The 12,152-nt window shown below is 62.7% G+C and carries 10 protein-coding genes; 3 read left to right on the top strand and 7 right to left on the bottom strand.

Translation table 11 applies throughout. The features are described 5' to 3' along the window. Positions 1–56: 56 nt before the first annotated feature. The 4 genes from tauA to xsc form a co-directional block, all read right to left on the bottom strand. Complete coding sequence (tauA, locus tag AC3RCJ_RS10475; protein WP_492964828.1) at positions 57–1,109, bottom strand: taurine ABC transporter substrate-binding protein; 1,053 nt, start codon at positions 1,107–1,109, stop codon at positions 57–59. A 122-nt stretch (positions 1,110–1,231) separates the two neighbouring features. After that, complete coding sequence (locus AC3RCJ_RS10470; RefSeq protein WP_492964829.1) at positions 1,232–2,674, bottom strand: NAD(P)/FAD-dependent oxidoreductase; 1,443 nt, start codon at positions 2,672–2,674, stop codon at positions 1,232–1,234. A 25-nt stretch (positions 2,675–2,699) separates the two neighbouring features. Further along, positions 2,700–3,116: a nuclear transport factor 2 family protein gene (locus AC3RCJ_RS10465; protein WP_492964830.1), complete on the bottom strand. Its 417-nt coding sequence runs from the start codon at positions 3,114–3,116 to the stop codon at positions 2,700–2,702. Between the two features lie 297 nt (positions 3,117–3,413). Next, the gene (gene xsc / locus AC3RCJ_RS10460) at positions 3,414–5,222 is read right to left on the bottom strand and encodes a sulfoacetaldehyde acetyltransferase (RefSeq protein ID WP_492964836.1); all 1,809 of its coding nucleotides are present in this window, start codon (positions 5,220–5,222) and stop codon (positions 3,414–3,416) included. Between the two features lie 223 nt (positions 5,223–5,445). On the opposite strand from xsc, the gene AC3RCJ_RS10455 reads away from it, so the two are divergent. From AC3RCJ_RS10455 to AC3RCJ_RS10445, 3 genes are all read left to right on the top strand, one after another. Then, positions 5,446–6,282 carry an IclR family transcriptional regulator gene (locus AC3RCJ_RS10455; RefSeq protein ID WP_475413612.1) on the top strand — a complete coding sequence of 279 codons (837 nt, stop codon included), beginning with the start codon at positions 5,446–5,448 and terminating at the stop codon, positions 6,280–6,282. Positions 6,283–6,368: 86 nt separating this feature from the next. Beyond that, positions 6,369–7,298, top strand: a complete 930-nt coding sequence (locus AC3RCJ_RS10450; protein ID WP_492964837.1) for an AAA family ATPase — start codon at positions 6,369–6,371, stop codon at positions 7,296–7,298. Next, the gene (locus AC3RCJ_RS10445; RefSeq protein ID WP_492964831.1) at positions 7,295–9,028 is read left to right on the top strand and encodes a cobaltochelatase CobT-related protein; all 1,734 of its coding nucleotides are present in this window, start codon (positions 7,295–7,297) and stop codon (positions 9,026–9,028) included. The genes AC3RCJ_RS10450 and AC3RCJ_RS10445 overlap by 4 nt, the downstream gene beginning before the upstream one ends. On the opposite strand, the gene AC3RCJ_RS10440 is transcribed toward AC3RCJ_RS10445, so the two are convergent. The 3 genes from AC3RCJ_RS10440 to AC3RCJ_RS10430 form a co-directional block, all read right to left on the bottom strand. Further along, on the bottom strand, positions 9,029–9,721 hold the full coding sequence (locus AC3RCJ_RS10440; RefSeq protein ID WP_492964832.1) for a choice-of-anchor E domain-containing protein: 693 nt from the start codon (positions 9,719–9,721) through the stop codon (positions 9,029–9,031). Between the two features lie 217 nt (positions 9,722–9,938). Further along, positions 9,939–11,078: an AAA family ATPase gene (locus AC3RCJ_RS10435; RefSeq protein WP_492964838.1), complete on the bottom strand. Its 1,140-nt coding sequence runs from the start codon at positions 11,076–11,078 to the stop codon at positions 9,939–9,941. Then, positions 11,078–11,965: an RNA ligase family protein gene (locus AC3RCJ_RS10430; protein ID WP_492964833.1), complete on the bottom strand. Its 888-nt coding sequence runs from the start codon at positions 11,963–11,965 to the stop codon at positions 11,078–11,080. The genes AC3RCJ_RS10435 and AC3RCJ_RS10430 overlap by 1 nt, the downstream gene beginning before the upstream one ends. Between the last annotated feature and the right edge of the window lie 187 nt (positions 11,966–12,152).

Below are 12,152 nucleotides of genomic sequence, written 5' to 3'. Positions count from 1 at the left end.
CTGTTCAACGCACTCTGTTCAGTCAGCGCGCCCGCAGGCGCGCCATCGCACAACGTTTACTTCAGCAGGCCGGCGGCCTGTGCATATTTGGGTGTCACATATTTGGCGTAATCGGGAGCCAGGGTGTCGATCTTGCCTTCGCCCTTCAAAAATTGCGCCGTGGCCAGCAAGGCTTGCGCCACGCCGCCCTTCGCGCCGCCACCGAGCCAGGCCGGCGACGCCTGTTCCTGCAGCGACGGGTAGGCGTACAGGGCCACGGAAGCGGCCACGTCCTTGGCAGCCGCGCCCGAATGCTTGACGTTGGCTTTCACTTGAGGGGAATCGATGGTCCACGCCTTCGGATTGGCGCGGTAATCAGCGTCGGCAGCGGCCATCACCTTGACGAACTTGGCCATGAAATCGGCATTCGCTTCGCCCCAGGCGCGCTCGACGGCCATGCCGTCAAACGTGGCCTTGCCCTTCTTGCTCAGTTCGCCGGAGGTCACCAGCACCTTGCCGTTTTGCTTGAGTTTGCTCAAGGCCGGGTCCCAGACGAAGGCGGCATCGATGTCGCCCCGCTCCCAGGCGGCGGCGATCTGGTTCGGCTGCATATTGAGCAGCTTCACTTCCGTGGGCTTGATGCCCCACGTTTCCAGCGCGAACATGGTGTGGAAGTGCGTGGTGGAAACAAATGGCACGGCGATCTTCTTGCCGCGCAAGTCCGTGGGCTTGCTGATGCCGGCGCCATTGCGGGCCACCATCGCTTCGGCTTCGTTGATGTCGTCGATGATCCAGAACAGCTGCAGGTCGACGCCGCGGCTGACGGCCGCCGTCAATGGGCTGGAACCGATGACGCCGATCTGCACGTCGCCGGACGCCATGCCGGTGGCCACCTTGGCGCCCGAGTCGAACTTGCGCCAGTTGATCTTATAGCCGGTGGTCTTTTCCACTTCGCCGCTGGCGATGGCCACCAGGAAGGGGCCGTTGATTTCCTGGTAGGCAATCGTTACTTCCTTGCTTTGCGCGAAGGCCGTGCCGCTCGATGCGACCGCCACGCCCAGCACCAGGGTGCCGAGGACGGCGCGGCGCAGCGTTGAAAAAACCGTGTTTTTGCTCGTATTGGTGTTCATGTCTCACTCCAAGATTTATTGTTATGTGTGAACGTTCGGGCAATCTCATCCCTTGCGGGAGGCGCCGCTGTTTGCTCTTTGTCAACCATGCGGCGGCTTAGTACGGCTACTGCGATTACTATTTAAAACACTTCATCCTTCAAGTGATACCAGCGGTACAGGAAGCGCTGGCCCAGGCGGCGGAACGGGGCGAACGCTTGCGACTCGACCAGTTCCATCATGTTCGGGTACGGCAATTTCGAATTGAAGATCGGCAAGCCCGTGTCGCTGGCCTTGCCCGCGATGCGTTCGGCCATGCGCCGGCCCGCCTGCGCCGAATACATGACGCCGTTGCCGCCGTAGCCGAGCGAATAGAAGATCGATTGCTTCGGATCGGGTTGCACGATGCGCGGCATCATGTCGTGGCTGACGTCGACCCAGCCCCACCACGAATAATCGATGGGAATACCGGTCAGCGCGGGGAACTTGCGGTGCAGATCGTTGATCAAAAACTGTTTGTACTTGTCGTCCGGCGCATCGGCGCCCGTGATGGCGCTGCGGCTGCCGATCTGCACGCGGTTGTCCGGCATCAAGCGGTAGTAGTGGCGCAAGATGCGCGTATCCGTGATCACCTGGTGGGTGCGGAAGTTGCACGCCGCGATTTCCGCCGGGGTCAACGGGCGCGTGACGAGCGAATTCGACAAAATCGGCAGCAGCCGGTTTTTCACTTGCGGATGCAGATGGGGCGAGGTGTAGCCGCCCGTGGCCACGGCCACGGAACGGGCACGCACCACGCCGCCCGGCGTTTGCAGGTAATGCACGCCGTTGCGCGTTTCCCAGCCCATCACGGGGCTGGACGGGTGCACCCTGGCGCCCAGCGCGCGCGCCTTGCGCAGGTAGCCGAAGGCCAGCTTGCCCGCGTGGATGCCGATGCCTTCCGGCTCGTGCAGCGCGCCGGCCGCTTCCTTGTCGTCGACGAATTCGCGCTTGACGGTGTCGGCGTCGAGGATGCGGGCGTCGTACTTGAAGATCTCGCGCATGACCTTGGCTTCTTTTTCCAGCGCGGGCATGGCTTTCGCCTTGTGGGCGATGTACAGGTGGCCGCCCGGCTGCGGGTCGCAATCGATGTCGGCCGTGATCTTCTTGAATGTCTGCATCGCGTCGCACACTTCCGCGTGCAATTTGAGGGCCGTGTCCATGCCGTAGCGCGCGATCCACTGCGAGCGCTTCAGGCGGCCCGTCGTGCATTGCGCCTGGCCGCCGTTGCGCGTGCTGCAGCCCCAGCTGACCCGGTTCGCTTCCAGCACGGTGGCCTTGATGCCGTGTTCCTGGGCCAGGAAGATGGCGCAGGAGAGACCGGTAAAACCCGAGCCGATGATGGCCACGTCGACGTCGATGTCATGCGTGATGGGGCCGTCGTCGGCGGGCGGTTCGCCGGCCGTGCCGATCCAGTAGGTGGGCGCGTAGGCATTGCCGTGGCCGGGCCGCTGCGCCACCAGCGGATCGAAGGCGGGATCGTAGGGCGTGCGGGCGGCAGTGCTGTGGCTGCCCAGTACGTCAGATGGAGTGTCGACAGGTTTGTTCATGATCATTCCTGGTGAACGTACTGGCTCAGGCTTTGGCAGCCGTGGCAACCGGTGGGCGATCCTTGCGGAAGGCATTCTTCACGGCGATCTTGCCGTCGCGGAAAGTGAAGATGTCGACCATGCGCGCCTCGATGCGCGTGCCGTCCGCCTTGGTGCCGGCAAAGGTCGATTCCGTCACGCCGCGCTGGCCGCTGACGAAGTGTTCCGGATTGAGCCAGGCGGCGTCGGGGAAGGTTTGCCAGGCCAGCTCGAAGCCGGCGCGCACGGCGTCGCGGCCGACAAAACTCTTGCCCAGCAGGTCGGGGCCGGCCACGGCGTGGAATTCGCAGTCGTCGGCCATGGCGGCCATCAGGGCCTCGATATCGTGGCGGTTCCAGGCATCGCCGAACGCTTGCAGGAAGTCGGTAGTGACGGCGTCGGTGTGCGGTACAGGGTGGTTCATGTTGGTCTCCGTAAATCGTTTTTGATACGCTACGTTCCGTTTTTTGTCTTTTATTGAATTTAAGCCTTAAGCATGGCCTTGTCAAATCAAATAATCCAAAAAACGGGACGCCTTGTATTCTTTAATGAAATTATGATGTTTTCGTGACAATCTGTGAGAATTTGGTCACAACGCTTTGTCGGATTACGCCGGGCTTTTGCCCGGCTAATCCGACCTACGCCAGCACCACGCGTAGGTTGGGCAGGTTGGGTAGGTTGGATTAGCCTGAAAGGCGTAATCCAACACTCCAGCAGCAAATCAGACGTAGTCTTTGTACTTGTCCAGGTGACGGATTGGTTTACTCAGCGCATCGCGGCGGAACGGGTCGCCCAGCTCGCGCGTGCACATGATTTCGATGATGGTCGTCTTGCCTTCATTCATCTGCATGTCGATCGCCTTCTTCAAGGCCGGACCCACGTCTTCCAGCTTGTCGACCGTGATGCCTTCGGCGCCCATGGCGCGCGCAATTTCCGCGAAGCTCTGGTTGTCGAGTTCACCGGCAACAAAACGGCGGTTGTAGAAATCCACCTGGTTTTTCTTTTCCGCGCCCCACTGGCGGTTGTGGAACACCACGGCCGTCACGGGAATGTTGTGGCGCACGCAAGTCATCGTTTCCATCAGGCTCATGCCCCAGGCGCCGTCGCCCGCATACGACACGGCCGGACGGTGCGGCGCCGCCACTTTCGCGCCGATAATCGTCGGAAACGCATAGCCGCAGTTGCCAAAGCTCATAGCCGCAAAGAAACTGCGCGGCTTTTCAAAGCGCAAGTAACTATTGGCCACCGAGTTGATGTTGCCGATGTCGGTCGACACCATCACATCTTCCGGCATGGCTTTTTCCAGCTCGCGCAAGACCTGGCGCGGGTGCAGATAATTGCCCGGCTCCTTCTTTTGCTCTTCGATCATGTCCAGGCTGTACGCATCCTTCTCGTGCGTCCAGTTGTCCAGTTCGTCTTCCCACGCGGCTTTTTCCGCCTCGATGGTGGCCTTGCGCGCGCCGCGCGTGGCGTCGCAGTCGAGCGTCTTGCCGTCCAGGCGGGCAAGAATCGCCTTGGCGGCCGCCTTGGCGTCGCCGCAGATGCCGACCGAAATCTTTTTCACCAAACCGAGCATCTTGTTGTCGGCGTCGATCTGGATGATCTTGGCATTTTTCGGCCAGTAATCCATGCCGTGCTGCGGCAAGGTGCCGAACGGTCCCAAACGCGAACCCAGGGCCACGACGACGTCGGCCTGGGCGATCAGTTTCATGGCCGCCTTCGAGCCTTGATAGCCAAGCGGACCGCACCACAGCGGGTGGCTGGCGGGAAACGAGTCGTTGTGCAGATAGCTGTTGACGACGGGCGCGCCGAGGCGCTCGGCCAGGGCCTTGCATTCCTCGATCGCTTCGCCCATGACGACGCCGCCGCCCGAGATGATCACGGGGAACTTGGCCTTAGCCAAGAGCTCGGCCGCATCGTCGAGGCTTTGCTCGCCGCCGGCACCGCGGTCCAGGCGGCTCGGTTTCGGGATCTCGGCCTTGATTTCGCCATAGAAGTAATCGCGCGGAATATTCAGCTGCGTCGGCCCCATTTCCGACATGGCGCGGTCGAAGCAGCGGCCCGTAAATTCCGCCATGCGGGCCGGATTGGTCACATGACCCTGGTATTTCGTGAATTCCTCGAACATCGGCAACTGGTTCGCTTCCTGGAAGCCGCCCAGACCCATGCTCATGGTGCCCGTCTCCGGCGTGATGATGACGACCGGGGTGTGCGCCCAGTAGGCGGCGGCAATCGCCGTGACGCAATTGCTGATGCCGGGGCCGTTCTGGCCGATGACGACGCCGTGACGGCCCGAGACGCGGGCATAGCCGTCGGCCATGTGGCCGGCGCCCTGCTCGTGCACGACGGGAATCAGGCGGATGCCGGCCGGGGCGAAGATATCCATCGGGTCCATGAAGGCCGAGCCCATGATGCCGAACATGTCGGTCACGCCATTGGCGGCCAGGGTTTCCACGAACGCTTCGGACGGCGTCATCTTTTGCGGCCCGGTGGGGATGGCCGCTGCGGCGGCGGCTTTTTGCTCGGTCATGTCATTCATGGGTGTCTCCTGGTCTGTGGTAATGAACTGCACTGTATTGATGAATATATTTATCAAAAAACGGTATATTTTGTTCCGAAATTTGATATACAATTCAATTTAAGCGTTCGGGAATCAAAAGTCAAACAGAATTTCGAGGAAACGGTACAATTTGAGTTCGAAAATGAAATAAGCTGATGTAACACTCAGATACCCAACCGAGGCCACCATGGACATGATTTCATCCCCAAAACTTGAGCCGGAAAAACTGGAAGGCGACACGCCCACGATGCGTTTGTTTGCCTTGCTGGAAGTGATTGCCGAAAAAGACCAGCTGCTGTCGCTGCAAGCGCTGGTGGAAGAAACGGGCTTGCCCAAGCCCACCTTGCACCGCATGCTGCAACAGCTGGAAAGCGTGGGCGTGCTGCAGCGCGAAAGCGACGGCCGCCACTACAGCACGGGCGTGCGCCTGCGCCGCCTCGCGTCTAACCTCTTGATTAACAACACCTTCCATGGCGCCCGTCGCATGGTCTTGCGCCAGCTGGTCGAGGAAGTGGGCGAAAGCTGCAACCTGACGGCCTTCAGCGGCAGCGAAGTGGTGTACCTGGACCGGGTGGAAACGGCAGCGCCGCTGCGCTTCTACCTGCATCCGGGTTCGCGCGTGCCGGCCCACTGCTCGTCGAGCGGCAAGCTGTTCCTGGCGCAGATGACGCCCGTGCAACGGCGCCGCCTGCTGGGCCACATGGAATTGACGCGCTTTACGGACAAGACGGAAACGGACCCCGCCAAGCTCGAGCGCGAACTGGAACTGGTGCGCCGCAACGGCTACGCGCTGGACGACGAGGAATTCCTGCCCGGCCTGCTCTGCGTGGCCGTGCTGGTGCCAAACCCGAACGGCCGCTCGAACCTGGCCGTGGCGATCCAGGCGCCCATCATCCGTTTGACGCACGACAAGGCTTTACATTTCTTGCCAGCATTGCAACGCGCCGCGCAAGCCCTGGCCGCCATCGAATCGGAAACCATGCCGACGACGGGCGGGGACGACGACGCATTGCAGACAGGTAATTCATAACCGCTGCGGCACCCATGCTGCGGCTTGACCAGGAGAACAAGGTGCCAGATTCACGCCAACATCCCCCCGCCGCCGCAGCGCAAACCATGCAGTCCGTGCGCAGCCTGTTCCATATCGACAGCGACCTGCTCGTGCCCGTCTTCACCGAGCGCGATCCGCACGTGCCCGACATCGATCCCGCCTACCGCTTCAACCAGGACGTGACCCTGGCGATTTTGGCCGGCTTCACGCACAACCGCCGCGTGATGGTGCAAGGCTTGCATGGCACGGGCAAGTCCACGCACATCGAGCAGGTGGCGGCGCGTCTGAACTGGCCCTGCGTGCGCGTCAACCTCGATGGCCACATCAGCCGCCTGGACCTGGTCGGCAAGGATGCCATCGTGCTGCGCGAACAGCAGCAAGTCACCGAATTCCAGGAAGGCATCGTGCCCTGGTCCTTGCAACGGCCCGTGGCCCTGATCTTCGACGAGTACGACGCGGGCCGCCCCGACGTGATGTTCGTCATCCAGCGCATTCTGGAACGCGACGGCAAGTTCACCCTGCTCGACCAGAACCGGGTCATCACGCCCCACCCCCACTTCCGTTTGTTCGCCACCTCGAATACGGTAGGCCTGGGCAACCTGAACGGCATGTACCACGGCACGCAAGTGCTCAATCACGCGCAGATCGACCGCTGGAATATCGTTGCTACCCTGAACTATCTGCCGCAGGACGAAGAAACGGAGATCGTGCTGGCGCGCGTTCCGGCCATGAACGACGCGGCGGGCCGCCAGCTGGCTGGCCGCATGGTGGCCGTGGCCAGCCTCACGCGCCACGGCTATGCGGCGGGCGACCTGGCGTGCCTGATGTCGCCGCGCACGGTGATTACCTGGGCCGAGAATTGCCAGATCTTCCGCGACCCGGCCCTGGCCTTCCGCCTGTCCTTCCTCAACAAATGCGACGAGGCCGAACGGCCCATGGTGGCCGAGTATTACCAGCGCTGTTTCAATGAGGAATTGCTGGCGAGCCAGGCATGAGCGCCGAAGCCATCGTTCCTGCCGCCTACACGCGTGCACAGCAGGAAACGGATGAGCTGTGCGCGGGCGCCATCCGCGCCCTCAGCGCTTCGCCCGCGATACGCTACCGGGGCCGGCGCCTGCACGACGGCCACCGCCCGCTGCCCATCCACGCGGCCCATCTGCAGCCCGATGCGGCGCTGCAGGATTTGCCGTCGCTGCGCGGCGCGGCCGACAGCGTGGCCCTGCGGCTGCTGCACACGGACGCTGCTCTGCACAAGTCGCTGTGTCCGCTTGACCCCGTGGCGCGCCTCGTCTTCGAGCTGCTGGAACAGCTCAGGGTGGAAACGCTTGCGCCAGATCAACATGCGGGCGTGATCGCCAACCTGCGCCACCGTTTCACGGCATGGTCGCATGCATTCTACGATTCCGGCCTGGCCGAAGGCGCGTCGGGCCTGCTTTTGTATACCGTGTTCCAGATGTGCTGGTCGCGCCTGACGGCCCGGCCCGTGCTGGAAAAGACGGAAGATTTTATTGAAGCCACACGCTGGTCCGTGTCGTCGCAACTGAGCGGCGACCTGGCCGGACTGCGCCGCCACCGCGCCGACCAGGCCGCCTTTGCGCGCCACGCGCTGGCCATCGCCCATGCCGTCGACGCCATGCTGCAAGAGGCGCAAGCGGCGCGCGACGGCAGCCAGGACGAGGCCGGCGACGCCAAGGCGCAGGCGGCCTTCAAGCTGCTGCTCGATTTCGACAGCGACAACGACCACCTGCCCGATGCCGCCCCGCTGGGCGAGAGCCGCGCCTTCAGCGATGGCGCTGGCGGCTACAAGGCGTACTCCACAAGCTACGACCGCGAGGAACCAGCGGGCGAGCTCGTGCGCCGCGCCCTGCTGCTCGACTACCGCGCACGCATGGATGCGCACATCGCCAGCCTGGGCATCAACACGGCCCGCCTGGCGCGGCGTTTCACGCAATTGCTGGCCATGCCGCAGCGAGACGGCTGGTCCTTCGGCGAGGAAGAGGGTTATATCGATGGCCGCCGCCTGGCGCAGCTGATCAGCTCGCCCTCCGAGCGCAGGCTGTTTCGCAAGGAACAATTCCTGCCCCAGGCCGATTGCCTCGTCACCTTTCTTGTCGATTGCTCCGGCTCCATGAAGACGCATGCGGAATCGGTGGCCGTGCTGCTGGATATTCTGCTGCGCGCGCTGGACCAGGCGGGCATCACGACGGAATTGCTGGGCTTTACGACGGGCGCCTGGAACGGGGGAAGAGTCAAACGCGACTGGATGCGCGCCCGCTCGCCGGCCCACCCGGGGCGCCTGAACGAACGGCTGCACATGGTCTTCAAGGAAGGCGATACCCCCTGGCGCCGCGCGCGCCCCGACATCGCGGCCCTGCTGAAGGCGGACCTGTACCGCGAAGGCGTCGATGGCGAAGCCGTGGACTGGGCCTGCACGCGCATGCTGGCGCGGCCCGAGCGGCGGCGCATCCTGCTCGTCGTGTCAGACGGTTGCCCAATGGATACGGCCACGAATCTGGCCAACGACGAGTTTTATTTGGCGCAACATCTGAAACAGGTGGTGGCACGCCGCGAAGCGCAGGGTGCCGTGGAAATCTGCGGGCTGGGACTGGGCCTGGATCTGGGCGCCTACTACAGCCGCAGCCTGGCCACCACCCTGCCCGCCTCGCTGAACAATGAACTGTGCAGCGAGATCGCCCAGCTGATCGCCGGGCGCGGCCGGCGCTGATTAGGCGCGGGGCTTGCGGCGGCGCGCCATCACGCCGGCCAGCGCCAGGCCCGTCAGCAACATCACATAGGTTTCCGGTTCCGGCACGGCACTGATGTATTCATATGTCACTTGAACGCGGCCGGAAGCGGCCGTCTGAAACTGCGTCAGCAAGTTGCCCGCGCCACTGCCCGCCGAGGAACCGATGGCGTTCAAGCCCAGGTAAATCAGGCCGCCGCCCGCCGAGGAAAACAGGGCGAAGTCGCTGGCGCTGGCGCTCGTGTAGCCATTCGAGCCAGTGCTCGAACGCAAGCCCGTGCTGGCGCCCGAGGTGCCGGCAAAATCGATGCTGCCGTCGAAGGCGCTCAGGGCAAACGTCTGCGTAAACAAGGGGTTGGCCACCAGCAAGGTGGAATTGTCGGGACGGTACAAGGTCAGCAGCGAGGCCAGGCTCAGGGTCACGTCGGATGCGCTGGCGTCCAGGCTTTCCGTCTTGCCGCTGCCCTGTACGGCGCCTTCCAGATGGAACTTGATCGACGTCAGGGTGCCCAGGTTGCTGTCGAACTTGCCCAGGCCCAGGGTGTCTGACCAGTTGGTGGCGCCCAGGGCGCGGTCGGCGCTGAAGCTGATGGTCTGGGTGGCAGCCTGGGCGGAAGGCACGGCGCCGAGGCCAAGCACGGCGGCGGCGGCCAGTGCGATGAGAGATTTGTGCATCGATGACTCCTGTTTCATTCAATGAGGACGAGTGGATCACGCAGTGATTCACGGAGGAAACGCGAGGGTATTGCCCTCGCGCCACAGCCCGGCGATTCAGCCAACCAGGCAATTCATTGTAATAAACGAAAGAGTCGCAATATACTCAATTTGTTGCAATTTTAAAAATAAACGTTATTATTTTGATTGCTGATGCATGCGTGAAAAAGCGCATGCCTCAATCGACGCAATAACGCACGGCATGGGCTTCCGTCGGCAACGGGATTTCCCAGTTCCACAGCATCGATTGCAGCTTCTTGTTGCTGAGCGAGGTGTCGCGCTGGCCGTTGCGCCTGAGTAATTCCTTACGCGTCTGCTCCAGGTACACGAGCTCCACCTGCGCATGGTATTTATACAGCAGGTTCAGCGTCTTTTCGCGCATCAGCCGCGACAAGTGCGTGGCGTTCCACACGAACGGCTCGCCACGGCGCAACAGTTCGCGCGCGCGCTCTTCCGCATAGTCGCCCACCTGCCCCTCGTTCTTGCCGTGCTTCAAGCCCAAGGCTGTCCGCGCATCGTCAAACGACACGACGGGCAGGCGCGGATGGTGCTTGTCCACCCAGGTATTCTTGCCCGACGCGGGCAGGCCCGACATGACGATCACGTGCGAACCCGGCTCCTGGAACAGGGCATAGTCGGGATGCGCCTCGGCGCCGCGAAAGTATTTGACGCGCGTGTGCTCGTCGACAAAAACCCTGCGCTGGCCATAGCAGCCCTCCTCGCGCGCCAGTTCCCGGAACAGCTCGATCGCGTCGAGAATGCGCTGCGGATCGGGACAGATGCGGCCGCGGATATCGGCCTCGGCCAGCATGGCCAGCAGGCGGATATCGACCTGCCACGACAGTTCGCGCACGGTGAACTCGGGCGTGACGCCGCGCCGCGATTGTTCCAGCGCAAAGAACGGCACTTGATGCACGTTAATCAAACGGCAGATTTCTTCGCGCACGGCAAATGGCACATCGCAATCCCACAGGGCGATGCGCGCATCGAGCGCGCCCTTGCGCGAGTGGCCGGGCTGGCCGATGGCGCCCGTCACCGGGTCGATCACCGTGGTGCTGCACTTGGCCACGTCGTGCAGCAAGGCGGCCAGGAACACGATTTCCTGCTCCGCGCGCGTGGCTTGCTGATATCCAGGCATGCCCAGCAGGGATTCGACCACCATCATGGTATGCGTCCACACGTCGCCTTCCGCGTGATACACGGGGTTTTGCGGCGTCGTCTTGGCCAGTTCCAGCTGCGGGAAAGCGGCCAGGCAGGCGTTGAAATCGGGCGACTGGCCCGCTGGCGGCACCAGTTGCTGCAGGGTTTTCCAGTTCATCATTTTGTACTCCTTGAGTAAGCTGCCAGTTCGTCGAGCGAGCTGCAGGTGTGTAAACCCAGGCTCTCCCACGTGACGAGGGGCTGCGGCGCGTACAGGTCGACGCCGTCGGCCAGCTGGTTCGGGATCAATGGCCGCGCGCTGTGGTGCGAGCCGCTGTCGAGGATGGTTTGCGTAAAGTCATGGCGCACCAGCTTGTAGCGGGCCAGCACCTGCTCGTCGTCTTCCACTTTCAGGTACAGGCCTTCCGCGTGGTCGGACTTGTCCGTCTGCTTCCAGCACAGGTCCAGCGGCAGGCGTTCGCGCGCCACCACGTTTTCAAAGGCGTCGCGCCACAGCCGGGACTTGGCCAGCGAATGACGCAACAGCTGCCACAGCTGCTTCGGCGAGGCGGGCATCAGGCCCGCATACAGCACGGGCACCGACAGGACGGGCGAACCGGCCAGCATGGCGTGGCGGCGCGCTGTGGACAGAAACATCTGGCTGCGCCGGCAATACACGTCGAACTCGTTGAAATAATGGGGCAACCGGTCATAAAACACGGAATGCTTGCTGTAGGACCATTCGCCAAACAGCACAAACTGGTCTTCCAGCAAGGCCAGCAAGGCGTGTTCATGCGCGTGCGCCCACGGTTTCAACAGGTTGAACTGGCGTTCGCTGCCGCCGCCCGCCAGGTAATGGCCGCGCGACTGCAGCAGCACCTCGCCCGCATCGCTGAACGACACGGCGGAGTTGGCGCCATCGATTTTTTCCTCGATGACGACGTACTGGCCGGCCAGCTTTTTCAGGGGCATCTGGTCCGAGCCGTCGTCGCCGTCCTGCAGGCGCGAGCCTTCCAGGTGCGGCGTGCGCGGGTATTTGAATAAAGGTAAAGATTGTAAAAACATAGCGTCCCACGCCGCGTTCACCGGGGCGTGTCCATACAGGGTCAGGGGTGCTGACGACGTGTTCGGGCGTGGACGATCAGGACAGTGGTCCTGGATACGTGTGCGGAGGGAGCAAAAACAGTGCCGCAGCAATCGGGGGCGTCAACGCGCCGAACGATGCTGCAGAGAGCATTTCGTCAGCGTTAGC

The sequence above is a fragment of the Janthinobacterium sp. GW822-FHT07H11 genome (assembly GCF_058798615.1).
The sequence above is the reverse complement of the archived record's forward strand: the minus strand, read 5'-3'. Positions and strand labels throughout refer to the sequence as shown.